This window comes from Streptomyces flavofungini (assembly GCF_014650815.1).
Lineage (GTDB): Bacteria > Actinomycetota > Actinomycetes > Streptomycetales > Streptomycetaceae > Streptomyces > Streptomyces flavofungini.
In genome coordinates this window covers 640,544-665,589 of sequence record NZ_BMVR01000003.1, presented here as the reverse complement: position 1 = coordinate 665,589, position 25,046 = coordinate 640,544, and the positions used below count along the sequence as shown (strand labels likewise).

The 25,046-nt window shown below is 73.1% G+C and carries 22 protein-coding genes; 12 read left to right on the top strand and 10 right to left on the bottom strand.

Annotation, left to right across the window (positions count from 1 at the left end):
* Nucleotides 1–58 precede the first annotated feature (58 nt).
* From IE274_RS10015 to IE274_RS09980, 8 genes are all read right to left on the bottom strand, one after another.
* Nucleotides 59–1,324, bottom strand: coding sequence for an alpha/beta fold hydrolase (locus IE274_RS10015; RefSeq protein WP_190115259.1), 1,266 nt, complete (start codon nucleotides 1,322–1,324; stop codon nucleotides 59–61).
* Between the two features lie 103 nt (nucleotides 1,325–1,427).
* Nucleotides 1,428–2,807: an aldehyde dehydrogenase family protein gene (locus tag IE274_RS10010; RefSeq protein ID WP_190115371.1), complete on the bottom strand. Its 1,380-nt coding sequence runs from the start codon at nucleotides 2,805–2,807 to the stop codon at nucleotides 1,428–1,430.
* A 26-nt stretch (nucleotides 2,808–2,833) separates the two neighbouring features.
* Nucleotides 2,834–3,838 carry a proline racemase family protein gene (locus IE274_RS10005; RefSeq protein WP_190115258.1) on the bottom strand — a complete coding sequence of 335 codons (1,005 nt, stop codon included), beginning with the start codon at nucleotides 3,836–3,838 and terminating at the stop codon, nucleotides 2,834–2,836.
* Nucleotides 3,839–3,893: 55 nt separating this feature from the next.
* Nucleotides 3,894–4,802 carry a dihydrodipicolinate synthase family protein gene (locus IE274_RS10000; RefSeq protein WP_190115257.1) on the bottom strand — a complete coding sequence of 303 codons (909 nt, stop codon included), beginning with the start codon at nucleotides 4,800–4,802 and terminating at the stop codon, nucleotides 3,894–3,896.
* Between the two features lie 125 nt (nucleotides 4,803–4,927).
* Nucleotides 4,928–6,604: an NAD(P)/FAD-dependent oxidoreductase gene (locus IE274_RS09995; protein WP_190115256.1), complete on the bottom strand. Its 1,677-nt coding sequence runs from the start codon at nucleotides 6,602–6,604 to the stop codon at nucleotides 4,928–4,930.
* Nucleotides 6,585–6,905, bottom strand: coding sequence for a (2Fe-2S)-binding protein (locus IE274_RS09990; protein ID WP_190115255.1), 321 nt, complete (start codon nucleotides 6,903–6,905; stop codon nucleotides 6,585–6,587). The genes IE274_RS09995 and IE274_RS09990 overlap by 20 nt, the downstream gene beginning before the upstream one ends.
* Nucleotides 6,906–7,045: 140 nt before the next feature.
* Nucleotides 7,046–8,200, bottom strand: a complete 1,155-nt coding sequence (locus IE274_RS09985; protein ID WP_190115254.1) for an NAD(P)/FAD-dependent oxidoreductase — start codon at nucleotides 8,198–8,200, stop codon at nucleotides 7,046–7,048.
* Nucleotides 8,201–8,290: 90 nt separating this feature from the next.
* Nucleotides 8,291–9,658: an aminopeptidase P family protein gene (locus IE274_RS09980; RefSeq protein WP_372447164.1), complete on the bottom strand. Its 1,368-nt coding sequence runs from the start codon at nucleotides 9,656–9,658 to the stop codon at nucleotides 8,291–8,293.
* 123 nt (nucleotides 9,659–9,781) lie between these two features.
* Here IE274_RS09980 and IE274_RS09975 point away from each other — a divergent pair, with 123 nt between their 5' ends.
* From IE274_RS09975 to IE274_RS09955, 5 genes are read left to right on the top strand one after another with little or no spacing between them, the layout of a single operon-like run.
* Nucleotides 9,782–11,524, top strand: a complete 1,743-nt coding sequence (locus tag IE274_RS09975) for an ABC transporter substrate-binding protein (RefSeq protein WP_190115252.1) — start codon at nucleotides 9,782–9,784, stop codon at nucleotides 11,522–11,524.
* A gap of 14 nt (nucleotides 11,525–11,538) precedes the next feature.
* Nucleotides 11,539–12,489: an ABC transporter permease gene (locus IE274_RS09970; RefSeq protein ID WP_190115251.1), complete on the top strand. Its 951-nt coding sequence runs from the start codon at nucleotides 11,539–11,541 to the stop codon at nucleotides 12,487–12,489.
* Complete coding sequence (locus IE274_RS09965; RefSeq protein ID WP_190115250.1) at nucleotides 12,486–13,472, top strand: ABC transporter permease; 987 nt, start codon at nucleotides 12,486–12,488, stop codon at nucleotides 13,470–13,472. The genes IE274_RS09970 and IE274_RS09965 overlap by 4 nt, the downstream gene beginning before the upstream one ends.
* On the top strand, nucleotides 13,472–14,518 hold the full coding sequence (locus IE274_RS09960; RefSeq protein WP_190115249.1) for an ABC transporter ATP-binding protein: 1,047 nt from the start codon (nucleotides 13,472–13,474) through the stop codon (nucleotides 14,516–14,518). Before IE274_RS09965 ends, IE274_RS09960 begins: the two co-directional genes overlap by 1 nt.
* Nucleotides 14,515–15,516 carry an ABC transporter ATP-binding protein gene (locus tag IE274_RS09955; RefSeq protein WP_190115248.1) on the top strand — a complete coding sequence of 334 codons (1,002 nt, stop codon included), beginning with the start codon at nucleotides 14,515–14,517 and terminating at the stop codon, nucleotides 15,514–15,516. The genes IE274_RS09960 and IE274_RS09955 overlap by 4 nt, the downstream gene beginning before the upstream one ends.
* 49 nt (nucleotides 15,517–15,565) lie before the next feature.
* Here IE274_RS09955 and IE274_RS09950 read toward each other — a convergent pair whose 3' ends face one another.
* Nucleotides 15,566–16,228 carry an NADPH-dependent F420 reductase gene (locus tag IE274_RS09950; RefSeq protein ID WP_190115247.1) on the bottom strand — a complete coding sequence of 221 codons (663 nt, stop codon included), beginning with the start codon at nucleotides 16,226–16,228 and terminating at the stop codon, nucleotides 15,566–15,568.
* A gap of 254 nt (nucleotides 16,229–16,482) precedes the next feature.
* On the opposite strand from IE274_RS09950, the gene IE274_RS09945 reads away from it, so the two are divergent.
* Both IE274_RS09945 and IE274_RS09940 read left to right on the top strand, forming a co-directional pair.
* Nucleotides 16,483–17,211, top strand: a complete 729-nt coding sequence (locus IE274_RS09945; RefSeq protein ID WP_190115246.1) for a type 1 glutamine amidotransferase domain-containing protein — start codon at nucleotides 16,483–16,485, stop codon at nucleotides 17,209–17,211.
* A 217-nt stretch (nucleotides 17,212–17,428) separates the two neighbouring features.
* Nucleotides 17,429–18,301 carry an aldo/keto reductase gene (locus IE274_RS09940; RefSeq protein WP_190115245.1) on the top strand — a complete coding sequence of 291 codons (873 nt, stop codon included), beginning with the start codon at nucleotides 17,429–17,431 and terminating at the stop codon, nucleotides 18,299–18,301.
* 65 nt (nucleotides 18,302–18,366) lie between these two features.
* Here the strand turns inward: IE274_RS09940 and IE274_RS09935 are convergent, their stop codons facing one another.
* Entirely contained in the window at nucleotides 18,367–19,554 is a 1,188-nt protein-coding gene (locus IE274_RS09935; RefSeq protein WP_190115244.1) for an MFS transporter, read from the bottom strand.
* A 391-nt stretch (nucleotides 19,555–19,945) separates the two neighbouring features.
* Between IE274_RS09935 and IE274_RS09930 the strand changes: the two genes are divergently transcribed.
* The 5 genes from IE274_RS09930 (at nucleotide 19,946) to IE274_RS09910 (ending at nucleotide 25,043) form a co-directional block, all read left to right on the top strand.
* The gene (locus tag IE274_RS09930) at nucleotides 19,946–21,526 is read left to right on the top strand and encodes a methionine--tRNA ligase (RefSeq protein WP_190115243.1); all 1,581 of its coding nucleotides are present in this window, start codon (nucleotides 19,946–19,948) and stop codon (nucleotides 21,524–21,526) included.
* Nucleotides 21,527–21,617: 91 nt separating this feature from the next.
* Nucleotides 21,618–22,541, top strand: a complete 924-nt coding sequence (locus IE274_RS09925) for an ABC transporter ATP-binding protein (protein ID WP_190115242.1) — start codon at nucleotides 21,618–21,620, stop codon at nucleotides 22,539–22,541.
* Nucleotides 22,538–23,257: an ABC transporter permease gene (locus tag IE274_RS09920; protein WP_190115241.1), complete on the top strand. Its 720-nt coding sequence runs from the start codon at nucleotides 22,538–22,540 to the stop codon at nucleotides 23,255–23,257. Before IE274_RS09925 ends, IE274_RS09920 begins: the two co-directional genes overlap by 4 nt.
* The gene (locus IE274_RS09915) at nucleotides 23,254–24,381 is read left to right on the top strand and encodes a sensor histidine kinase (RefSeq protein ID WP_229909408.1); all 1,128 of its coding nucleotides are present in this window, start codon (nucleotides 23,254–23,256) and stop codon (nucleotides 24,379–24,381) included. Before IE274_RS09920 ends, IE274_RS09915 begins: the two co-directional genes overlap by 4 nt.
* Nucleotides 24,378–25,043, top strand: a complete 666-nt coding sequence (locus IE274_RS09910) for a response regulator (protein WP_190115240.1) — start codon at nucleotides 24,378–24,380, stop codon at nucleotides 25,041–25,043. Before IE274_RS09915 ends, IE274_RS09910 begins: the two co-directional genes overlap by 4 nt.
* The last annotated feature ends 3 nt before the right edge of the window (nucleotides 25,044–25,046 follow it).

Below are 25,046 nucleotides of genomic sequence, written 5' to 3'. Positions count from 1 at the left end.
GGAACCAGGGCCTGTCCGGTGGGTCGGCGCGGCGTCGCGGCGACCCACCGGACAGGCCCTAGGCGCGGCCTGCGGCCATCGCCGTCAGGCGTTCGAGCACCCGGCCGCCGGAGGCGGTGACGCCGTCGTGCTCCCATTCGTTGGTGACCCAGACCCGGACAGCGCCGACCTGGCAGGCGGTGCGCAGGGAGAGACCGGCGTCCACGTACATGTCGTCGTGGTAGACGATCGCGGCGACCGGGACCTTGTTGGCCGCCAGGCGGTCGAGGTCGTACAGCGGGGGCCAGTCGGTGCGTCGGGCCAGCAGGTCGGCGGCGTCCGCGAAGGGGCGCAGGCCCGCGATGTCGTGGAACATCCAGGGGTAGATCATCTCGCCGGTGAGCAGGAGCGGGTCCGCCTTCTCGGTGAACTCGGCGAAGTCCTCCAGGGCGCGGGACGCGGCCCAGCCGGTGGGGCCCGCGCCCTGGCCGTAGAGCGTCTCCTGCATCACGGCGAACAGCGGGTTGTCGGTGAAGCCGGTCACGGCCATCACCTGGTGCAGGAAGGTGTCGGTCAACTCCCCCTCGGCGTCGAGGGCTTCGTCGAGCAGCCAGTGGGTCCGCTCGAACCCGTCGCCCATGCCGAGGACGAGCCCGAGCGTGCGCAGGCGGCGGACGGTGAGGCGGTCCCCGTCGGGCAGGCGGACGTCGGTGGCCGTGAGGAGGTCCGCGATCCGGCGCAGCCGGGTGACGTTCTCCGGGTAGCGGGCGTAGAACGCGTGCACGCGGTCGCGGACGCGCGGGTAGGTGCGGGCGTAGACGTCGTCGGCGGTGGCCGTGAGTCCGGGCAGGCCCCCGGTGACGTAGCAGGCCTTGAGCCCCTCGGGTGCGCGGGACAGATAGGTGAGGGTGAGGAAGCCGCCGTAGCTCTGACCGAGGGTCTCCCAGGGCTCGTCACCGCAGAGTTGACGGCGGATCAGCTCGGCGTCGGCGACGATCGCGTCGGCGCGGAAGTGGCCCAGATACGCGGCCAGTCGGGCCGGGTCGGCGAAGCGGGCGGCGGCCCGGGCGGTGACGGGGGTCGAGCGGCCGGTGCCGCGCTGGTCGAGCAGCAGCACCCGGTAGGTCTTGAGCGCCTCGTCCAGCCAGCCCGGCGAACCGGCCGACGGACGCGGGGACTTGCCGCCCGGACCGCCCTGCAGATAGAGCAGCCACGGCAGCCGCTCGTCAGCGCGTCCCGGGTCGACGACCTCGCGGGCGAAGACCTGGATGGTCGGCCCGGTGGGAGCGGAGTGGTCCAGGGGGACGGTGAAGAGGTGGTCGACGGTCGAGTGAGCGGGGTTCATGGGCCCTTCTTCTGGAGGGGACGGCACCGGGGGCCCTGTCAGGGGCGCGGGGAACTGCGCGACCAGCCTCACCGGCCCGCAGGGGCATCACCGGAACCGGGCGTCACGCTGTCTTCGCGGGCGCCAGGGTGTAGGTCCGGGTCGTGGCATAGAAGTCGAGGGCCGCCCGGCCCTGTTCGCGGGGGCCGTGGCTGGAAGCCTTCGTGCCGCCGAACGGCAGGTGGAAGTCGACGCCGGTGGACGGGGCGTTGATCCGGACCATGCCGGTGTCGAGGTGGTCGAGGCCACCGAGGGCGGCGTCCAGGTCCGCGGTGTGCAGCGAGGTGACCAGGCCGTGCGGGACGGAGTTGGTGATCCGGACCGCGTGGTCGAGGCCCTCGGCGGGCAGCAGGGCCGCGACGGGGCCGAAGACCTCCTCGGACAGCAGCCGATGGCCGGGCGGCACCTTCTCCACCAGGGTCGGGGCCGCGTACCAGCCGGGCCCGTCCGGCACCGTGCCGCCCGCGAGCACGCTCAGGCCGTGCACGGCGTCGCCGACCTGGTCGCGGGCGCGCGCGCCGATGAGCGGCCCGCACACGGTGGCCGGGTCGGCCGGGTCGCCGACCGGGACGGCCCGCAGCGCCTCGCCGAGCGCCTCGCGCAGCGGGTCGAGGGCCGCGCCGACGGCGATCACGCGGCTGGTGGCGGTGCACTTCTGGCCCGCGTAACCGGCGATCGCGGCGGCGATGTGCGCGGCCGCCCGGTCGATGTCGGCGTCCGGCAGGACGATGGCCGCGTTCAGGCCGCCCATCTCGGCCTGGACCGGGATGCCGTGGGCGGTGGCGGTGCGCACGACCGCCTGGCCGACGCCGGTCGAGCCGGTGAAGGAGACCACGTCGGAGGCGGAGACGAGCGCGTTGCCCTCGGTGGCGCCGCCTGGCAGCACGGTGAACACCCCGGCGGGCAGGACCTGTTGGACGATCTCAGCCAGGCGCCGGGCGCAGGCCGTGGCTTCCGGGGCGGGCTTGAGGACCACCGCGTTGCCGACGGCGAGCGCCGGGGCCGCCTTCCAGCTCGGGATGGCGAGCGGGAAGTTCCACGGGGTGATGAGACCGGCGACGCCGTGCGGCCTGCGGCGGCTGAGCAGCAGCCCGGCCCCGGCGGCGCTCTCGTGGACGGCGCCGACGGGGTCGTACGGGGCCTGGGCGTAGTACCGCCAGATCGCGGCGGTGCGCGCGACCTCGGCGCGCGCCTCGGCGAGCGGCTTGCCCACCTCGCGCACGGCGAGCGCGGCCAGCTCCGCCGCCGCGGCCTCGACGGCGGCGGCGACCGCGCCGAGGGCGGACGAGCGGGCGGCCGCCCCGCCGAGCAGCCATCCGGCCTGGGCGGCGCGGGCCCGCTCGACGGTGTCCACGGCGGCGAAGGCGCCCGGCGCGGTGAAGGTCAGGACGACGTCGGCGGGGTCGGCCGGGTTGACGGAGGTGAACGTGGACGGGGACGGCATGGCGGACAGGGGGGATACGGCGGCGGTCACAGGAGGAAGCCTCCGGGGAAGGGGTCGTCCGGGTCGAGGAAGTACTGGGCGGTGCCGGTGACCCAGGCGCGGCCGGTGATGGTCGGTACGACGGCGGGCGCCCCGCCGACCTCCGCCTCGCCGATGAGGCGGCCGGTGAACTTCGTACCGATGAAGGACTCGTTGACGAAGTCGCGGTCCAGGGGCAGCTCGCCGCGGGCGTGCAACTGGGCCATCCGGGCCGAGGTGCCGGTACCGCACGGGGAGCGGTCGAACCAGCCCGGGTGGATGGCCATGGCGTGCCGGGAGTGGTGCGCGTCGGAGCCGGGGGCGGCCAGGTAGACGTGCTTGACCCCGGCGATGTCGGGCCGCTCCGGGTGGACGGGGCGGTCCGGCGACGCGTTGATGGCGTCCATCAGGCCGAGCCCGGCGGCGAGCAGGTCCTCCTTGCGGGCGCGGTCGAACGGCAGGCCCAGGGCGTCGAGATCGACGAAGGCGTAGAAGTTGCCGCCGAAGGCGAGGTCGTAGGTGACCGTCCCGAAGCCGGGGACCTCGGCCTTGCGCTCCAGGCCGACGCAGAACGCGGGCACATTGGTGAACGTGGCGGACCTGACGGCCCCGTCCTCGACGCGTACGTCGACGGGGACGAGTCCGGCCGGGGTGTCGAGGCGCACCGTGGTGACCGGTTCGGTGACCGGGACCATGCCGGTCTCCACCAGGACGGTCGCGACGCCGAGGGTGCCGTGACCGCACATCGGAAGCAGGCCGGAGACCTCGATGAACAGCACGCCGTAGTCGGCGTCGGGGCGGGTGGGCGGCTGGAGGATCGCTCCGCTCATCGCGGCGTGTCCGCGCGGCTCGTACACGAGCAGCGTGCGGAGGTGGTCCATGTTCTCGATGAAGTGCAGCCTGCGCTCGGCCATGGTGGTGCCGGGGATGATCCCGACGCCACCGGTGATCACGCGCGTGGGCATGCCCTCGGTGTGCGAGTCGACGGCGTGGAAGACATGACGCGTACGCACAGGGAGTCCTTTCGGAGCGGGCGGTTGCGGACGGCTCGGTGCACGGCGGTCGCGGTCAGCGGTGGCCGTGGGCGACGGCCTTCTCGGTGGCTTCCCGCACGCCGCGCTCGATCTCCTCCGTGAGCGGGGAGCGGGGCGGGCGGACGGGGCCGCCGCGGCGGCCGACGATGTCCATGGACAACTTGATGGCCTGCACGAACTCGGTCTTGGAGTCCCAGCGGAGCAGGGAGTGCAGGGACCGGTAGAGCGGCAGGGCCGTGGTCAGGTCACCGGCGACGGCGGCGTGGAAGAGCTCGGCGCAGGAGGCGGGCAGGGCGTTGGGGTAGCCCGCGATCCAGCCGACGGCCCCGGCCACGGCGAGTTCGAGCAGTACGTCGTCGGCACCGATCAGCAGGTCGAGTTCCGGGGCGAGTTCGGCGATCTCGTAGGCCCTGCGCACATCGCCGGTGAACTCCTTGACGGCGACGATCGAGCCGTCCCGGTGCAGCGCGGCGAGCAGGGCGGGGCTGAGGTCGACCTTGGTGTCGAACGGGTTGTTGTACGCCACGACTGGCACCCCGGCCTTGGCGACCTCGGCGTAGTGGTCCCGTACGGCCTGCTCGTCGGCGCGGTAGGCGTTGGGGGGAAGCAGCAGGACCGAGCCGCACCCGGCCGCGGCGGCCCGCTCGGCCCAGCGGCGGGCCTCGGCGCTGCCGTAGGCGGCGACGCCGGGCATGACGCGGGCGGGATCGCCCGCCGCCTCGACGGCGGTGTGCACCACGCGGGCGCGCTCCTCGTCGGTGAGCGTCTGGTACTCGCCGAGCGAGCCGTTGGGGACGACGCCGTCGCAGCCGCTGTCGATCAGCCAGCGGACGTGCTCGGCGTACGCGTCGTAGTCCACGGTCAGGTCGTCCCGGAGCGGCAGGGCGGTGGCGACCATGATGCCGCGCCAGGGGCGAGCGGTGTTCCAGGCGGTGTCGGTCATGACGGACGACCTCTCTATAGTGTGTGACATTTTATTGAAGGATGGGTGGGGCCCACAAGGGGGCCGGGGTCATGGGGTAAAGGAGCCGGGGAGCCTGGGAGTCGGCAAGCCGGGTAGGTGCGGGGTCAGCAGGGGTGGTGGGCGCCCCGGGCGGGGTCGCGTCCCGCGTCGCCGGGCGCGTTCCCGGCATCGGCGGGCGCGTTCCCGGCATCGGCCGGTTCGTCGAGCGAGGCGAGCGCCGCCAGCGGCACCGGCGTCGCGAACGGTCGGCGCTCCGCGGGCGGCTCCCCCACCCCGTCGCCCGCCGCGAGGCAGGCCACGCCCGACCCGCACATCCGCCCCTGGCACCAGCCCATGCCCGCGCGGGTGAGGAGCTTGACGGTGCGCGCGTCCCGGGCCCCGAGATCGGCGACCGCCGCGCGGATGCTGCCCGCGGTGACCTCCTCGCACCGGCAGACGTCCGTGTCGTCGGTCAGCCAGCGCGACCAGCCCGCCCCGGGGGCGTGCGCGGCGGCCATGGCGTCGGCGAAGGCCCGCATGCGGTCGCGGCGGCGCTGGAGTTCCCGGACACGGCCTCGGTGGGCGGGGCGGCCGCGCAGCCGGGCGGCGATCGCGAGGCCCGCCAGCTCACCTTCCGCACGCGCCAGTCGGGCGCCGCCGATGCCCCCGGTCTCGCCCGCCGCCCACAGGTCCGGCACCGATGTCTCCTGAAGGTCGTCCAGGAGGAGGGCCGTGGCGCGGTCGGGGGTGGTGCGGGTCGCGCAGCCGAGCGTCGTGGCCAGTTCGATCTGCGGTACGAGGCCGTGACCGACGGCGACCGCGTCGCAGGCGATCCGGCGTGCCGTGCCCGGCAGCGGCCGCCAGTCCCGGTCGAGCCGGGTGACCGTGACGGCCTCCACCCGGTCCCGGCCGTGCACTTCGGTGACGGCGCTGCGGGTGCGCAGCGGCACGCGGTGGCGCAGCAGCGTTCCGCCGTGCACCACCGCCTCGGCCAGCTTGTGCGGGTTGGCCGCGAGGACGCGCGGGTGGCGGGCGTACGCCAGGTAGCCGGAGGCCTCGATCACGGCGGGCACCCGGGCCCCGGCGGCGGCCAGCGAAGAGGCGACCGCGAGCAGCAGCGGGCCGCTCCCGGCCACCACGACCCGCTTGCCGGGCAGCACGAGGCCGGACTTGAGCATGGCCTGCGCTCCCCCGGCCCCGATCACGCCGGGCACCGTCCAGCCGGGGAAGGGGAGTTGGCGTTCGTACGCGCCGGTGGCGAGGAGCACCGCACGAGCCCATACCCGCACCGGCCGCTCCGCGCAGCCGTCGGCGCCGGTGACGGCGTGTACGGTCCAGGGCCCTTCGCCGTCCCCGAAGACGCCCTCACGGGAGGCGCCCTCCCGGAAGGCGCCCTCGCCAAAAGCGCCGTCACCAGAGGCGCCCTCCCGGGACACGGTCCACACGTGGTGCCCGCCGAGACGGGTCACCGTGCTCGCCTCCAGGCGTCGCCGGAGCCCGGCGTAGGCGGACCAGTCGTGGTGCAGGGCTTCGGGGCGCAGGGCGCCGACGGCCGGTGCCGGGTGCCGGTAGAACTGCCCGCCGGTGCCGGTCGCCGTGTCCAACAGGGCGACGGACAGGCCGAGTTCGGCGGCGGTCACGGCTCCGGCGAGACCGGCCGAGCCCGCGCCGATCACCGCGAGGTCGTACAGCCGGGACGGCCCCGACGGTTCGGTCGGTTCGGTCGGTTCGGTCGGTTCGGTCGGTTCGGTCGGTTCGGTCGGTTCGGTCGAGCCAGGAGATTCAGACGCCGAGGCGGTCATGGCCGTGCCCTTCCTGGGTCGTGATCGCGTCGCCGGGACCGGCGGGCACCAGGCAGGCCCGGCGGTTGGGCGTGCCGTTGATGGTGGCGAGGCAGTCGTAGCACTGCCCGATGCCGCAGAAGGCGCCGCGCGGCCGCCCGCCCACCCGGGTGGTGCGCCAGGCCAGGATGTCCGCGGCCCACAGCGCGGCGGCGACGGACTGCCCCGGCAGGGCGGGGACGGGGCGGCCGTCGAAGGTGATCTCGAACGACGGGCCGGGCTGCGCGCCGACCAGGTCGGCGGGGGTTCGGGCACGGGCCACGGTGGGCCTCCTCTCGTAGCAGCAGCTGGTCAGGCGTCGCGGTAGGGGCTGGTCAGGCGTGGGAGCAGGGGCTGGTCAGGCATCGCGGGCAGGGCTCGGCGTCGCGGCGGGAGCTGGTCAGACATGGCAGCAGGTGCCGGTCAGGGCCTGGGCAGGAAGCGGCCCGGGTCGAACGGGCCGATGTCCAGGGGTGGTCGGCCGCCGGTCAGGCACCGCGCCACGATCAGCCCGGTGGCCGGGGCGAGGCCGATGCCCGCGCCCTCGTGGCCGCAGGCGTGCAGCAGACCGGGGACGCGCGGGTCGGGGCCGATCGCGGGCAGGTGGTCGGGGAGGTAGGGCCGGAACCCGGCGTACGTACGCATCGCCCGGACCCCGGCGAGGACCGGGAAGAGGGCGGTCGCCTGGGCCGCGAGGCGCCGCAGGACCTCCGTGGACAGGGTGCGGTCGAAGCCGACCCGTTCCCGGCTCGCGCCGATCAGGACCGGGCCCGCCGCGGTGCCCTCGACGACCGCCGAGGTCTGCAGCGCCGCCGAACCGCTGGCGACGTCGGCGACGTAGTCGGCCGCGTACACCTTGCGCCGCACCACGCGCGGCAGCGGTTCGGTGACGAGGACGAAGCCCCGGCGGGGCAGCACCGGCAGGTCCACGCCCGCGAGCGCGGCGAACTCGCCGCCCCAGGTGCCCGCGGCGTTCACCACGTACGCGGCGTACAGCTCGCCGGTCGCCGTGCTGACCCCGCGCAGTTCGCCGTGGCCGCCGGTGAGCAGGCCGGTGACCTCCTCGCCGAGCCTGAGGCGCACCCGGTCGCCGCCCGCCTTCAGCAGGTGGGCGGCGGCCAGGGCGGGCATGACCTGGGCGTCCTGGGGATAGTGGAAGCCGCCCGCGAGGCCGGGGGCCAGGTGCGGCTCCAGGTCGTGGAGCCGGTCGGCCGCGATCTCCTCCGCCCGCACCCCGGCCTTCTCCTGCCCGGCCGCGAAGTCTCGCAGGGCGCTCATCCCGGCCTCGGCGGCGGCGACGACCAGGCCGCCCTTGGTCTCGTACTCGATCTGCGGCGGGAGCAGTTCGGTCAGCTCCCGCCACAGTTCGATGGAGAGCAGGGCCAGTTCGAGCTCGGGGCCCGGCTCCTTGTCGGAGACGAGGAGGTTGCCCTCGCCGGACCCGGTGGTGCCGCCCGAGACCGGGCCGCGGTCGACCACGGTGACGGTGAGGCCGGCCTGCGCGGCGTAGTAGGCGCAGGCCGCGCCGACGACGCCGGCGCCGACGACGATGACGTCCGAGGAGTTTCTCGTGAGCACGTCAGTAATATTTCACATGGCACTGACGATGCCAAGGCTTTCGCGCGACCGGTCCTCGGTTCAGCCGTCCGGCGGCGTCCCGCGCCGCGCTCAGCCCGCCAGCAACGTCCCCATCCACTCCTCCACCCCGTCCGGCGTCCTCGGCAGCGCGCCCGACATCAGCCGGGCCCCGTCCGCCGTGATGACGAGGTCGTCCTCGATGCGCACGCCGATGCCGCGCAGTTCGCGGGGCAGGGTCTCGTCGTCCGGCTGGAGGTAGAGGCCGGGTTCGACAGTGAGCACCTGCCCCTCCGCCAGCTCGCCGTCGAGATACGTCTCGGCCCTGGCCTGGGCGCAGTCGTGGAGGTCGATGCCGAGCATGTGCCCGCTGCTGCACAGGGTGTAGCGCCGGTGGAACTCACCGTCGGCGTTCTTCAGCACCCCCCAGTCCGCGAGCCCTTCGGCGATGACGCGCATGGCGGCCCGGTGGAAGTCGCGGAAGCGGGCGCCGGGCCGCAGCGCGGCGATGCCCGCGTCCTGCGCCGCGAGGACGAGTTCGTAGACCTGCCGCTGGACCGGGGAGAAACGCCCGGAGAGCGGGAGGGTGCGGGTGATGTCGGCGGTGTAGAGGCTGTCGGTCTCCACGCCCGCGTCGAGCAGCAGCAACTCCCTTGCGTCCAGGGGGCCGTCGTTGCGTATCCAGTGGAGTACACAGGCGTGGGCGCCGGACGCGGCGATGGTCTCGTAGCCGGTACCGTTGCCCTCGGTGCGGGCGCGCAGCCCGAAGACGCCCTCGATCCAGCGCTCGCCGCGGGGGTGGGCGAGGGCGCGCGGCAGGGCGCGGACGACGTCCTCGAACCCGGCCGTGGTGTGGTCGACGGCGAGCTGGAGCTGGCCGACCTCCCAGGGGTCCTTGATGAGCCTCAACTCGCTCAGGACGGTGGCGAGTTCATGGTCTTCGGCGGCGTTCCGGCCCGGCGGCAAGCCGGTGAGCGGCACGCACCGGACGCCGGTCGTGCGCTCGGCCTCCGCGAGGTCGGCGCGGCGGCCCACCCAGAACTCGCCGTAGCGGCGGTCCCGGTAGAACCCGTTGTCGGTGCGCGGGGACCGGGGGCGCAGGTGCAGCACCGCCTCGTGGCCGCCCGGCCCGTCGGGTTCGAGAACCAGCACATGGCCCGCCTGGTCCTCACCGGTGAGTCCGGTCAGCCAGGCGTAGGCGCTGTGCGGGCGGAAGCGGTAGTCGCAGTCGTTCGAGCGGACCCTGAGCTCCCCCGCCGGGACGATCAGGCGTTCGCCGGGGAAGCGGGCCGAGAGGCGGGCGCGGCGGGCCGGGGTGAGGTCGGCGGCGGGCAGCCGGATGCCGTCCGGCAGCGGGGTCGGGGCCCAGTCGCGGGCCATGAAGGACGCGAACTCGGGTGATTCGGGAAGGTCGTGACTGACCGTGCGGATGCCGGTCGACGCGGGCTCGTTCACAGGGATCCCTTCGGACACAGGTGAGTAACGGACGGGTCGATGCCTTGCCAGTACAATTTCACATTACTATGTTACCGGTCACATTCCAGCCACGTTCGGGCTGGCCGACTGTTCTCGGAGTGACCACTGATGAACAAGCGCACCCTCACCGCCGTCGCCGCCGTCCTGGCGACGGCCGTCACCCTTGGCACGGCGGGCTGTTCCGGCTCCGGTTCGGGCAAGGGACGGGGCGGCAAGAATCCCGCGACGCTCAACGCCGGGGCCGTGGTCGGCGGCACTCCGCAGCGCGGCGGCACCCTGACCGTCCTGTCCAACCAGGACTTCACCCACCTCGACCCGGCCCGCAACTGGGTGATGAACGACATGGACTTCGGCACCCGGCTGCTCTACCGCACCCTCGTCACCTACAAGGCCGCCCCCGGCACCGCGGGCGGCGAACTCGTCCCCGACCTCGCGGCCGACCTCGGCACCCCCTCCAACGGGGCCAGGACCTGGACCTTCCGCCTGAAGAAGGGCATCAAGTACGAGGACGGCACCCCCGTCACCGCCCAGGACATCAAGTACAACGTCGAGCGGTCCTTCTCCCCCGACCTGCCCGGCGGCGCCGACTACGCGGCCCGCTACCTCGCCGGGGCCAAGGGCTACCAAGGCCCGGCCGAGGGCAGGCACCTCGACTCCGTGAAGACGCCCGACGCCCACACGATCGTCTTCGAACTGCGCAAGCCCTTCGCGGAGTTCCGCAACGTCACCGTGATGCCGACGTTCGCGCCGGTGCCGAAGAAGCGCGACAAGGGCCCGCAGTACGACAACAGGCCCTTCTCGTCCGGCCCCTACAAGGTCGACTCGTACCAGCGCGGGAAGAAGCTGGTGCTCGTGCGCAACCCGCACTGGAAGGCCTCGACCGACTCGGTGCGCAAGGCCCACCCGGACAAGCTCGTGATGGTGATGGGCCTCAAGGCCAACCAGATCGACGACCGGCTCATCGCCTCGCAGGGCGCGGACGCCTCCGCCGTCTCCTGGGGAGCGGTGCGGCCCGAGAGCGCCGCCAAGGTGCTGCCGAGCGCCGAGGTCAAGAAGCGGCTGATCGCCGAGTCCACCAACTGCACCGACATGGTCCAAATGCACACCGGACGCGGCCCGTTCAGCGAGGTGAAGGTCCGTCAGGCAGTGCAGTACGCCCTTGACCGGGAGTCGGTGCTCACCGCCTCCGGCGGCCCCGCGTTCAATGACCCGTCGACGGCCTACATGCCGGCGTCGCTCTTCGGCGGCAAGCAGCCCGACACCCTCAAGGTCCCCGTCGCCGGTGACGTCGCCAAGGCCAAGCAGCTCCTGAAGGAGGCGGGCAAGCCGGGCGGGTTCTCGACCAAGATGACCGTCTCCACCGGCGACAAGGGCCGGGCCGAGGCGATACAGGAGTCGCTCGGCAAGGCCGGGATCAAGGTCACCATCGAGACCGTCGACCCGTCCGCGTTCTACGCCACGATCGGCGACACCAAGAACCGCACCGACCTGGTCTACACGGGCTGGTGCCCGGACTATCCGTCCGGCTCGACGTTCCTGCCCTTCGTCTTCGACGGCCGCTACATCAAGGAGAAGGGCAACACGGGCAACCACTCGCTGTTCCGCGACAAGCCGACCATGCGGCGCATGGACGAGATCGCCGCCATGACGGACGCCAAGAAGGCCGGCGCCGCCTGGCGGGAGCTGGACGGCGAGATCCTCGCCAAGGCCCCGACCGTCCCGGTCCTGGTGCGCCGCTGGCCGCTGGTCCTCGGCAGCAACATCGCGGGCGCGTACGGCCAGACGTCCTTCGGCGGCCAGCTCGACTACGCCACGGTCGGCCTCAAGGACCCGTCCAAGAGCAACGGCTGAGGGGCGCCCCGACCATGACCACCCTCACCTCGAAGACCCCCGCGGCCACTCCGGAACCGGTCGCGGCGGGCAGCGGCCCCTGGCGCCTCGCCCGCGCGGAACTCCGCCGCCGCACCTCGGCGAAGATCTCCCTCGTCATCGTCGCGCTCTTCGCCGTCATGGCGATCGCCGCTCCGCTGCTGAGCGCCCTGGGCGGCTGGTCGCCCGAGGAGTTCGACAAGACCGCGGTCGACCCCTACCTCGGCGGGCAGCCCATCGGGGCGCTCGGCGGGATCTCCGCCGACCACTGGCTGGGCGTCGAACCCGTCACCGGCCGCGACCTGTTCGCCCGGGTCGTGCACGGCGCCCAGGTCTCCCTGCTCATCGCCTTCGCCGCCACGGCGATCGTCGTGATCGCGGGCACGGCGGCCGGGGTCGCGGCCGGTTACTTCGGCGGCCGCGTCGACGCCGTCCTCAGCCGGATCATGGACCTCACCATGTCCTTCCCCTCCCTGATCTTCATGATCGCGATGATGTCGGTGGCCAAGGACGTCAACCGGATCCTCCTGATGACCGCCGTCATCGGCCTGTTCGGCTGGCCCGGCATCGCCCGCGTGGTGCGCGGCCAGACCCTCTCGCTCAAGCACCGCGAGTACGTCGACGCCGCCCGCGTGGGCGGCTCGGGTCCCTGGCGGATCCTCACCCGCGACATCCTTCCCGGCGTCGCCGGGCCCGTCATCGCGTACACCACCCTGATCATCCCCGGCATGATCGCCACCGAGGCGGCGCTGAGCTACCTCGGTGTCGGCGTCCGGCCGCCGACGCCCTCCTGGGGCCAGATGATCGCCGAGAGCGTCGCCTTCTACGACACGGACCCCATGTACTTCGTCATCCCGAGCACCTGTCTGTTCCTGACCGTGCTCGCGTTCACCCTGCTCGGCGACGCGCTGCGGGACATCCTCGACCCGAGGGGAAGCCGCACATGATCCTGTACATCGGCCGCCGCCTGCTGGCCGTGACGGGCGTGCTCATCGCCATCGCCGCCGTCACCTTCACCATCTTCTACGTCCTGCCGTCCGACCCGGCCGCCGCGGCCTGCGGCAAGTCCTGCAGCACCGAACGCCTTGCGGCCATCCGCGCCAACATGGGCCTGGACCAGCCCATCTGGCAGCAGTTCTGGGATTTCCTGGCCGGGATCTTCACCGGCCGCACCATCGGCACCGGCCAGTACGCCCTGCGGTGCGACTTCCCGTGCCTCGGCTACAGCTACGAGAACAGCGAAGCCGTGTGGGGCCTGCTCATGGACCGGCTGCCGGTCTCCGCCTCGCTCGCGCTCGGCGCGGCCGTGCTGTGGCTGGCGCTCGGCCTCACCGCGGGGGTGACGGCCGCGCTGCGCAAGGACACCCTCACCGACAAGCTCCTGATGGTCGGCGCGGTCGGCGCCGCCTCCCTGCCCGTGTACTTCACGTCGATGATGCTGATCTACGGGCTGATCCGGACGGCCGACCTGCTGCCCTATCCGCAGTACGTGCCCTTCGGCTCCGACCCCCTCGACTGGGCGTCGAACCTGCTGCTCCCCTGGCTCGCGCTCGCCATCCTCTACGCGGCCATGTACGCCCGCCAGAGCCGCAGTTCGATGATCGAGACGATGGCCGAGCCGTACATCCGCACCGCCCGCGCCAAGGGTCTGCCGCGCCGCAAGGTCGTCGTCAAGCACGGCCTGCGGGCCGGCATGACGCCGATCCTCACCCTCTTCGGGATGGACCTGGGCGGACTGCTCGCCGGTGCCGTCATCACCGAGTCCATCTTCGGCCTGCCGGGCATCGGACGGCTCTTCTACGGCGCCCTGTCCACCGGCGACCAGCCGGTCATCCTCGGCGTCACGCTGCTCGCCGCCGCCTTCATCGTCGTCGCCAACCTGGCCGTCGACCTGCTGTACGCCGTCGTCGACCCGCGAGTGAGGTTCTGATGGCCCTGCTGTCCCACGAGGGAGCGCCCGGCCCGACCGAGCGGGACGCGCCCGAACCCCTGTTGTCCGTACGCGACTTGAGCGTCGCCTTCACCACCGCACGCGGTCCCGTCCAGGCCGTGGACCACCTCTCCTTCGAGGTGCGCCGGGGCCGGACCCTCGGCATCGTGGGCGAGTCGGGCTCCGGCAAGTCCGTCACCTCCCTCGCCGTCCTCGGCCTGCACACCGCCGCCGAGGTCACCGGCTCCATCCGCCTGCACGGCCAGGAGCTGATCGGCCTCGACGAACGCGGCCTGAACCGGCTGCGCGGGCGCCGCATGGCGATGATCTTCCAGGACCCGCTGTCCAGCCTCCACCCGTACTACACGGTCGGCGAGCAGATCGCCGAGCACCACCGCGTGCACTTCAACTCCCGTCGTGCGGCGGCCCGTCGGCGCGCGGTGGAGATGCTCGCCGAGGTCGGCATCCCCGAGCCGGAGCGCCGCGCCGGCGAGTATCCGCACCAGTTCTCCGGTGGCATGCGCCAGCGCGTGATGATCGCCATGGCGCTCGCCTGCGAGCCCGAGCTGCTCATCGCGGACGAGCCCACCACCGCCCTCGACGTCACGGTGCAGGCGCAGATCCTGGAGCTGATCGCCCGCCTCCAGGCGGACCGCGGCCTCGCCGTCGTCATGATCACCCACGATCTGGGCGTGGTCGCCCGGGTCGCCCACGACGTACTCGTGATGTACGGCGGCCGGGCGGCCGAACAGGCCCCGGTGGACACGCTGTTCGCGACCCCCGCCCACCCCTACACCCGGGGCCTGCTCGACTCCCTGCCACGCCTGGACGACGCCGACGACGAGCCGCTGCGGGCCATCCCCGGCAGCCCGCCCTCACTGCTCGCCCCGGCCCCCGGCTGCGCGTTCGCGCCCCGCTGCCCCCGGGCCGCGGCGGCCGACGCGAGCGAACGGCTGCGCTGCGACACCGAACGGCCGCCGCTCGGCGGCCCGGCCGGGCATCCGGCCGCCTGCCACTTCCCCGCGTACGAAGGCGTCACCTCATGACCACAGCGACCGAACGAACCTCGGAGTCTCCACCACTGCTCGCGGTAAGGGACTTGACCACGACCTTTCCGGCGAGACGGCGGGGGTCGGCGCCCGTACGGGCCGTCGACGGCATCAGCTTCGACGTGGCCGAGGGCGAGACGCTCGGCCTCGTCGGCGAGTCCGGCTGCGGCAAGTCCACCACCGGCCGCACCATCGTGCGCCTCCTGGAGCCCACCACCGGCTCGGTCAGCTACGACGGCCGCGACATCAGCCGTCTCTCGCAGCGCGCGCTACGACCCCTGCGGCGCGAGCTCCAGATGGTGTTCCAGGACCCGCACTCCTCGCTCAACCCGCGCCAGACCGTGGCCCGGATCATCTCCGACCCCCTCCTCGTACAAGGGAGTTCGGCCACCGACGCCCGCAAGCGCGCCCTCGAACTGATGGAGCTCGTCGGCCTCATCCCCGAGCACAGCGACCGCTATCCGCACGAGTTCTCCGGCGGCCAGGCCCAACGCGTCGGCATCGCCCGCGCGTTGGCCACCGGCCCGCGCCTCGTCGTCGCCGACGAACCCGTCTCCGCCCTCGACGTCTCCGTCCAGGCCCAGATCGTCAACCTGATGGAGCGCCTGCAGCGCGAGCTGGGCCTCGCCTACCTCTTCATCGCCCACGACCTGTCCGTGGTCAAGCGCGTCTGCGACCGGGTCGCCGTCATGTACCTCGGCCGCATCGTCGAGATCGGCGCCAAGGAACGCGTGTACGCGGCCCCGGCGCACCCCTACACCCGGGCGCTCCTGTCCGCCGTGCCGCTGCCCGACCCGGCGGCCGAGCGGGCCCGGGAGCGCATCACGCTCCTGGGCGACCCGCCGAGCCCGGCCGCGCCGCCGCCCGGCTGCACGTTCCACCCCCGCTGCCACAAGGCGCAGGACATCTGCAGGACCGAGGCGCCGGTACTGCGGATCGGGACGCCGGGCGAGGCGCGGGAGGTGGCCTGCCACTTTCCCGAGGAGGCACCTTGAACCGGTCGCCTGGGTCCTTGAACCGGTCGCCCGGGCCCGGAAACAGGCCCTAGGCCCGGAACGTCTCCGGGCGCTCGGGGGACGCCGCCGCGAGCGCGTCGGTGACCGCCGCGACTCCGGCCCGCAGTCCGTAGACGGGGGTGTCGGGCTGCTGGCGCCAGGAGTCGTCGATGCCGCCCGCGTCCACGGTGTCGAAGCCGAGGTCGTCGATCAGGTCGCGGACCACCTTCTTGGCGGCCTCGTCGTCCCCGGCGACGGGCAGCGCGATGCGCTCGGGGTCGCCCTTGGGGAGCGGCTTGTCGAGGATGTCCTGGGCGTAGGTGCCGTTGAACGCCTTGATGACCGGGTGGCCGATGTGCTGCTCGGTCCAGCGGCTCTCCGTCACGCCGCCGTCCTCGATGGCGTCGATCCTGCCGTCGCGCTCCTTGGGGTAGTAGTTGCCGGTGTCGAGCACGACGAAGCCGTCGGCGGCCCCGTCGAACAGGCCGGACGGCAGGTCGGGGACGTTCTTCAGCGGCACGGTCACGACGACGAGCTCGGCGCCGTGCGCGGCCTCGGCGACGGTCACGGGGGTGGCGCCGGTCTCCTCGGCGAGGGCGGTGAGGGTGGCCGGGCCCCGGGAGTTCGCCACGGACACGTCGTGTCCCAGCTTCGTCAGGCGCCGGGTGAGATTGCCGCCGATGTTGCCCGCGCCGATGATGCCGATCTTCATGGGGTCCTCCAGAGCCGTGGCGCGACGGGGGTGCCGCTGCCGCATGTGTGCACCCAACCCCGGGGTGACCGGCACTATTTCCGCTGGATACGGGGAATAAGTGCGACTGCCGCCCGCGCGCACGGCGTCCGTCCCGGTCTGCCTGCTGGGCCTTGGACACCGCCCGGATATTCCCCGCGCACCATTGAATATCCAATGGCTGCCAGTGGCTTTTCTATTGGTTTCCTATGGCGGCGGCCGCCTACGTTCGGGGTATGTCGAAGATTCTTTACGTCATGACCGGCGCCGCGTTCTGGACGCTCGCCGACGGGACCCGGCACCCCACCGGCTTCTGGGCCGAGGAGGCCGTCGCTCCGTACGAGGCGTTCCGGGCGGCGGGCCACGAGATCGTGGTCGCCACGCCGGGCGGCGTCGTGCCGCCCGTGGACCGGGGCAGCCTGGCACCCGAGGCCAACGGCGGCCAGGACGGCGCCGACCGGATCGCCGCCGGGCTCGCGGCGTTCACCGGGCTCCGGTCGCCGGTCCGGCTGGCGGACGTGGACCTGGCCGACTACGCCGCGGTCTACTACCCGGGCGGCCACGGCCCGATGGAGGACCTCGCCGTCGACGCCACCTCCGGCGCACTGCTGACCCTGGCCCTGGCATCGGGCAAGCCACTGGCCGTCGTCTGCCACGCGTCGGCCGCGCTGCTTGCCGCCGCCAAGGCCGACGGCACCAACGCCTTCGCGGGCTACCGCCTCACCGGGTTCACCAACGCCGAGGAGACCCAGGCCGGTCTCGCCGACCGTGCGAAGTGGCTGCTCCAGGACCGCCTCGTCGCGGCCGGGGCCGACTTCCAGGAGGGCGAGCCGTGGGCCCCGTACGTGGTCGTCGACCGCAACCTGATCACCGGCCAGAACCCGGCCTCCTCGGCCCCGCTGGCCGCGGAGCTCCTGAAGCAGATCGGCGGACGGGCCGGAACCGGCGACACGCAGCCGACCTGACGGGCCCCGGAGCCGTGGTGGGCGGGCAACACCACCCGTCCACCTCCCACCAGCGGCTTCCGGCCCTGTCCTGTCCGACGTGACGCCGGGCGACCGCCCGTCCGGCGGTACGCCCGAGGGCTGTCGCTGCACGGCTGAATCCGTGATTCACGCGTTCTTGCACCTAGGTTCGGAACCACACATCTTGTCGTACGCACGCCGTGAAAGGACCGCTCCCATGAGCACCTCGAACACCTCGCGCCCCGCCGACGCCTCGGGCACCTTCGCCCTCGGCGGCGACCTGCCCGTCAACCGGCTCGGCTACGGCGCGATGCAACTCACCGGACCGGGCGTCTGGGGCGAGCCCAAGGACCGGGACGAGGCCGTTCGCGTGCTGCGGCGTGCCGTGGAGCTGGGCGTCACGTTCATCGACACCGCCGACTCCTACGGCCCCATCGTCAACGAGGTGCTGATCCGCGAGGCCCTGCAGCCCTACGCCGACGACCTGGTCATCGCCACGAAGGCCGGCCTGTCCCGGTCGGGACCGGACGACTGGCGCGCCCTGGGCCGCCCCGAATACCTGCGCCAGCAGACGGAGTTGAGCCTGCGTCACCTCGGTCTGGAGCGCATCGACCTGTTCCAGCTGCACCGCATCGACGAGCAGGTCCCGCTGGCCGACCAGCTCGGCGAGCTGGTGCTGCTGCAGAAGGAGGGCAAGATCCGCCACATCGGCGTCTCCGAGGTGACGGTGGATCAGCTCAAGGAGGCCCGCGAGCACGCCGAGATCGTCTCCGTGCAGAACCAGTACAACCTGGTCAACCGCGGCTCGGAGGACGTCCTTGAGTACGCCGAGCGCGAGGGCATCGCGTTCATCCCGTGGTTCCCGATGGCCACGGGTGAGCTGGCCCGGCCGGGCGGCCCGCTCGACGCCGCCGCCAAGGAGCACGGCGCCTCGCCGTCGCAGCTCGCCCTCGCCTGGCTGCTGCGCCGCTCGCCGGTGGTCCTGCCCATCCCGGGCACGTCCAAGGTGGCGCACCTGGAGCAGAACACCGCCGCCGCGGGCATCACCCTGACCGACGCGCAGTTCGAGGCGCTCGCGGCCGCCGTCTGACACCCGTCGCGCCACGGGGCACCCAGGTACTGGCGCCCACCGTCGCACGGTGGGCGCCGCCCAGGTCACCGGCGCAGCCCCGCCGCCCCGACGGCGAGCACCGCCGTCAGCCCGCCGAGCACCATCACCGCCGACGGCGACCCCCGGTCCACCACCGCGCCACCGGCCAGCGCCCCCAGCGAGAGCGTCGCCTGGAACGAGGCCGTGAAGAGCACCGACGCCGCCTCCGGGGAGCGCGGCACCGCCGCCGCGAACCAGGCCCCCGAGCACACCGGCACGGCACCGAACGCGATCCCCCACACCGCCAGCAGCGCCACCGCCCCGCCCGGCCGGTCCCCCAGCACGGGCAGCAGCAGCGCCGCCACGGCGATCAGCCCGGCGGCGCCCGCGAACGCGGCCCGCGGCCGGCGCGCCACCACGGCGCCCCCGAGGAAGTTCCCGGCGATCCCGGCGGCGCCGTACACCAGCAGGAACACGGTGACCACGGCCGGGCCCACGCCCGTGACCCGGCGCAGGAACGGCGCCACGTACGTATAGGCCCCGAAGTGCGCGAGGACGACGAGGAACGTCACGAGCAGCGCCCAGCGGGTGCCGGGCCCGCGCAGCGCGGCCCGCAGCACGCTCACCCGCAGGACCTCTCCCGGCGGCAGCGGCGGCAGCACCGCCAGCATCACGCCCCAGACGCCCACGCTCAGAACTCCCATGACGATGAAGGCCGTCCGCCATCCGGCGGCCTCCCCCACGAAGGTGCCGAGCGGCACGCCGAGCACCGACCCGAGCGGCACCGCGGAGAAGATCACCGCCGTCGCCCTGGCGACGGACTCCGGCGGCACCAGGCGCCCCGCGAGCCCGGCCGCGATCGACCAGAACCCGCCGATGGTGACGCCGACAAGGACCCGGGAGACCAGGACCAGCCAGTACGCCGGTGCCACCACCACGACGAGGTTCGCCGCCGCGAGGAGCGCCATGAAGGCACACAGCATGATCCGCCGGTCCACGCGGGCCGTGGCCGTCGTCACCAGCGGTGCGGACAGCGCGGCCAGGAAGCCCGGCATCGTCATGGTCAGCCCGGCCGTGCCGTCCGTGACGTCGAAGCTCCGCCCGATCGCGGGGAGCAGGCCGATCGGCAGGATCTCCACGGTGACGATGGCGAAGAGCCCCGCTGTGACGGAGCAGACGGCGAGCCAGCTGATCAGTGTGGAGCGGGGATTCGCGCGGGTGCGCTCGGCGGTGGGCGGGGCGGCTTGAGGCATGGGCGGGTCCGTCCTGGCGGAGTTCCGATGGAGAGCGACACATCGACGTATCGACACATCGATGCGGAAGCGCCGACAGCGGCGGGCACACGCATCGATGTGGGCACGCTGAGGGCGCGCATCAGTCCAACAGGAGGTGCGGGGCCCGGTCTGGCAGGTAAGCGACCCCATGGTCGGCCCACAGCGCGTACCCGACGGAAAACAACAGGTCCCGCCACCAGCCCCGCTGCTAGCATCCCCGCATGATCACGCCCGAGTTCCGCGTCGCCATGATGCCCCGCCTGCGGGGCCGCTGACCCGGACGCGCGTGTCCGAGGCCCCGAGACGGGGCCTCGTTCTGTCGCACGGCACGGAGCCCCGCCTCTCCCACCCGGAGATCCTGGAGGCTCCCATGACCACACCCCGTACGACCTACGTCACCACGACCATTCCGTACGTCAACTCCCGCCCCCACCTGGGCTTCGCCCTCGAACTCGTCCAGGCGGACGTGCTGGCCCGCCACCGCCGCCACCGGGGAGACAAGGTCCGCTTCCTCACCGGCACGGACGACAACTCCCTCAAGAACGTCCTCGCCGCCGAGGCCGAAGGCGTCCCCGTGCAGGACCTGGTGGACCGCAACGCGGACGCGTTCGCCGCGCTGCGCGCCCCGCTGGCCCTGTCGTTCGACGATTTCATCCGCACCAGCCGCGACCCGCGCCACCGTGTCGGCGTGGAGCGGCTGTGGCGGCGCTGCGCGGACTCCGGCGACCTGTACCGCAGGCACTACGAAGGCCTGTACTGCGTCGGCTGCGAGCAGTTCTACACGCCCGCCGAACTCGTCGGAGGACGCTGCGCCGAGCACGGGACGGAGCCCCGGCCGGTCGCCGAGGAGAACTGGTTCTTCCGCCTCTCCCGGTACGCGGGCCACCTGCACGAGCTGATCTCCTCCGGCCGCCTGCGCGTCGAGCCCGCCGTGCGCCGCAACGAGGTCCTCGCCCTGATCGAGAGCGGCCTGCACGACTTCTCCGTGTCCCGCTCGGGGACCCGCGCCCGCGGCTGGGGCATCCCCGTCCCCGACGACCCCGAACAGGTCGTGTACGTGTGGTGGGACGCACTCGGCAACTACGTGACGAGCCTCGGCTACGGCACCGACGACCCCGCGTACGACCAGTGGTGGACCGGCGCCGACCGCCGCAGCCACCTGCTCGGGAAGGGCGTCGTCCGCTTCCACGCCGTCTACTGGCCCGCCATGCTCCTGTCGGCCGGCCTGCCGCTGCCCACCGACATCCTGGTGCACGACTACCTCACCGTCGACGGCAGCAAGATCAGCAAATCCAGCGGCACGACGGTCGATCCGGCGGAGCTGGTCGCGGAGTTCGGCACGGACGCGGTCCGCTGGTGGCTGCTGCGCGAGGTGCCCCGGGTCGGGGACGCGGACTTCACCCGGGAGCGGCTCGTGGCGCGCGCGAACGCCGATCTCGCGGGCGGGCTCGGGAACCTCGTCAACCGGGTCGTGACGATGGTGCACCGGTTCCGGGACGGCCGGGTGCCGGGGCGGGGCACGGTGGCCGAGGGGGCTGTGGCCGACGGCGCTGGGGGCGAGGGCGCTGGGGGCGAGGGCGCTGCGGCCGAGGGCACCGAGCGGCTGGTGGCCGTCTGCCGTGACGTTGCCGGTCACGTCGACGACGCCCTCGCGGACTTCGACTTCCGGCGGGCGACGGCCGCCGTGTGGCGGGTCGTTCAGGAGGCCGACCGCTGTATCGACGGCACGCGGCCGTGGGAGCTGGCCAAGGCCGAGCGGGCGGGCGACCGGGCGGCGGGGGAACGCCTCGACGGGGTCCTCGCCGCGCTGGTCGGGGCGTGCCGCACGCTCGCGGACCAACTCGGCCCGTTCCTGCCGGAGTCCGCGGCCCAGGTGGCGGCGCAGTGCGCGGCGACGGACGGCCGCCTGCCGACGGCACGGCCGCTGTTCGCGCGGGTGGGTGCGGAGTAGGCGCCCCTGCGTCGGTCTCCGCCCCTGGTCGGAAGTCAGGTTTCGACCGTGGGCGGATGACGGGGAGATCACCGCGTCGGAGGCTTCACCCATGACTTCTGCACGCACATTCGTAGGGGATCCGGCGGCCATCAGGGTCGAAGGACTCACCAAGCACTACGGCCGCCGAACGGCGGTCGACGACCTGTCGTTCACGGTCGGGGCGGGAAGGGTGACGGGGTTCTTCGGCCCGAACGGGGCGGGAAAGACCACCGCGCTCAAGGCGGTTGTCGGGCTGGCGCGGCCGACGGCGGGCCGGGCGCTCGTCGGGGGCACGCCGGTCATGTCGCTCCGGCCCGACGCCCGCCGGCTCGGCGTGTACATCGAGCCGTGCGGGGCCCATCCCGGCCGCACCGGCCGGGCACACCTGCGGTCGCTGGCCGCGCTGGCCGGACTGCCCCGCCGCCGGGTCGGCGAGGTCCTGGAAATCGTCGGCCTGGCGGCCGCGGCCCAGCGCCGGGTCGGGACGTACTCGATGGGCATGCGGCAGCGGCTCGGGCTCGCCGCGGCGCTGCTGGGTGACCCGGAGATCCTGGTGCTCGACGAGCCGGTGAACGGCCTGGACCCGCAGGGCATCCGCTGGTTGCGCACGCTGCTGCGGGACCGGGCCGCGAACGGCGGCACGGTCCTGCTGTCCAGCCACATGTTGGGCGAGGCGGCCCGGACCGTCGACGACGTCATCATGATCGACCGGGGTCGGCTGGTCCACGAGGGCGCGATCCGGGACCTCGAACGGTCCGGGGGGAGCGTGGTCGTGGTGCGCACCGCCGACGCCGAGCGGCTGTCGAGGCTGGTGGCCGCGGCCGGTGGCCGCAGCACGCACGACGACGACGGCGGGCTGGTGATCGAAGGGCTCGACGGCGCGGAGGTCGCACGCCTCGCGCACCGCGACGGTGTGCTGCTGGAGGAGATCGGCCATCGGACCGCGTCGCTGGAGGACGTGTTCTTCGGTCTCACGGGAGGGGCGGACCGATGAGGCAGCTGGTGCGGGGCGAACTGATCAAGACCGTGACCACCCGGACCCTGCTGGGCTTCGCGGTGGGCGGGGTCGCGTTCGCGGTCCTCAACGTCCTTGTGGTCACCGTGGCGTCGGGCACGCTGGACGAGGTGGCCGAGAAGGAGGAGGCGCTGGCGGGGCTGCCGGTCCTGCTGCTGCTCTGGGGGCTGGTCGGCGCGGCCGGTGAGTACCGGCACCGGACGGCCGCACCGGCTGCTCTGGTGGGCCGCCGTGACCGCGGGGTCGTGCTATCGGCGAGAATTGCCGCCTACGCGCTGACGGGGCTCCTGCTCGGCACGCTGACGACCCTGGTGTCGGTCGGGCTCGCGCTGCCGCTCCTGAGCGACCAGCCGGGGCCCGGTCTCACGTCGGGAGACGTCGGTGCCGTCGTGGCGGGCAACCTCGTGGCGTTCGTCCTGTCCGCGGTTCTGGGTGCCGCCCTCGGCGCCCTGATCCGCAGCCCCGTCCTGGGAGTGGTCGTCCTGCTGATCGTGAACTTCGCCGTGGTCCCGCTGCTGTCCGACGCCTGGGAGTCGGGGGTCAACCTCACGCCGTTCGGCGCGGCCGGCGTGCTGAGCCGGATGACCCACCACACGACCCTGTCGGTGGTCGCGGCCGGCTGGGTGCTGGCCGCGTGGACGGTCGCGGTCACGCTGGTCGCGGTCCTCGTCGAGCGACGGCGCGACCTGGCGTGAACCGGCTCCTTCGGTGGCCCCGGGCGGTGTACGACCTGCTGGTCGCGCACCGCTCGGTGCTGTTCGACGTCGCGTTGGCGCTCATCACGACCGGGGTGGAGCTGGGGCTGCTCTTCGACGACGCGACCCCGATCGGTGTGGTCCCGGTCGTGGTGACGGTGCTCGTCGGCTGCGTCCTGCTCGTCCGCCGCCGCGCGCCCTTGGTGGTGCTCGGCGCGGCCTGTGCGGGTGCGGCGGTGCTCGTGCCGCTGGGCTACTCGCCGGGCGGGGCGCCGGTCGTGGTCGCCCTCGCCTCGGTCGCCGACCTGCGCGACCGCAGGGTCTCGGCGGCGGCGCTCGTCCCGACGGCGCTGTTCCTGCTGTCGGCGAGCATCTCCTCGCTGCCCATCCCGATCGGCGCGTGGGCCCTCGGCTCGTACCTGCAGACCCGGCGGCGCTACACCTGGGCGCTGGAGGAACGCGCGGCCACCCTGGAGCGCGAGCGCGAGCAGCTCGACCAGCTCGCGGCAGCGCGGGAACGCACCTCCATCGCCCGCGAACTCCACGACATCGTCGCCCATTCGGTCACCGTCATGCTGATCGGCGTGCGCGGCGCCCGGGACGTCCTGCCGACCGAGCCCCGGGTCGCGGCTGAGACACTGGAGCGGGTCGAGGCCAGCGCGGAGCAGAGCCTGGCCGAACTCCGCCGGATCCTCGGCCTGTTGCGCACGTCGGACAGCAACGCGCCCTGGCGACCGCAGCCGTCGCTCGACCAGCTCGCCGAGTTGGTCTCGGGGTACCGGACCGCCGGGATGCCCGTGCGGCTTGAGCTCACCGGGGAGGCCCGGGCCCTGGCCGACGGACTCGAACTGTCGGCGTACCGGATCGTCGAGGAGGCGCTGACCAACGTGCTCAAACACACCGACCCCACCCAGGTCACGGTGACGCTGGACTACGGCCGGACGCGGTTGGACGTCACCGTCGAGGACGACGGCGACAGCCGCGACCCGGTCTCGTCGGCCGTCGGGCACGGCATCCTCGGGATGCGGGAGCGGGCGGCGGTGGCGGGCGGCAGCCTGGACGCCCGCCACACCGACAGCGGTTTCCGGGTGACCGCCCGGCTGCCCGTCGAGGACGCCGCATGACCATTCGCCTGCTGATCGTCGACGACCAGGAGCTGATCCGCACCGGCTTCCGGCTGTTCCTGCAGACCCAGCACGACCTCGAAGTCGTCGGCGAGGCCGCCGACGGCCACGAGGCACTCACCCGGGCCGCCGCACTGCGCCCCGACGTGGTCCTGATGGACATCCGCATGCCGCGCATGGACGGCGTCGAGGCCACCGCCCGTCTCACCGCCTCCGGATGCTCGCCACGGGTTCTTGTCCTCACGACCTATGACCTGGACGAATACGTCTTCGGCGCGCTACGGGCGGGCGCGTCGGGCTTCCTGCTCAAGGACGCCTCACGCGACCGCCTCCTGGAGGCGATCCACGTGGTGCACGCCGGTGAGGCCCTCCTCTCGCCGTCGATCACCCGCAGGCTGATCGAGGACTACGCGACCCGTGCCGGACCGCTCCGCCCCCGGGCCAAGGTGGCGGACGGTCTCACTCCCCGGGAGCGCGAGATCCTCCTCCTGGTGGCCAAGGGGCTGTCGAACCCGGAGATCGCCGCGCACCTCGTCGTGACCGAGGCGACGGTGAAGAGCCACATCGGCAGCATGTTCGCCAAGCTCCAGCTGCGTGACCGCGCCCAGGCGGTGGTCTTCGCCTACGAGAACGGCTTCGTCCTCCCCGGCAGCCCGGGCTGAGCC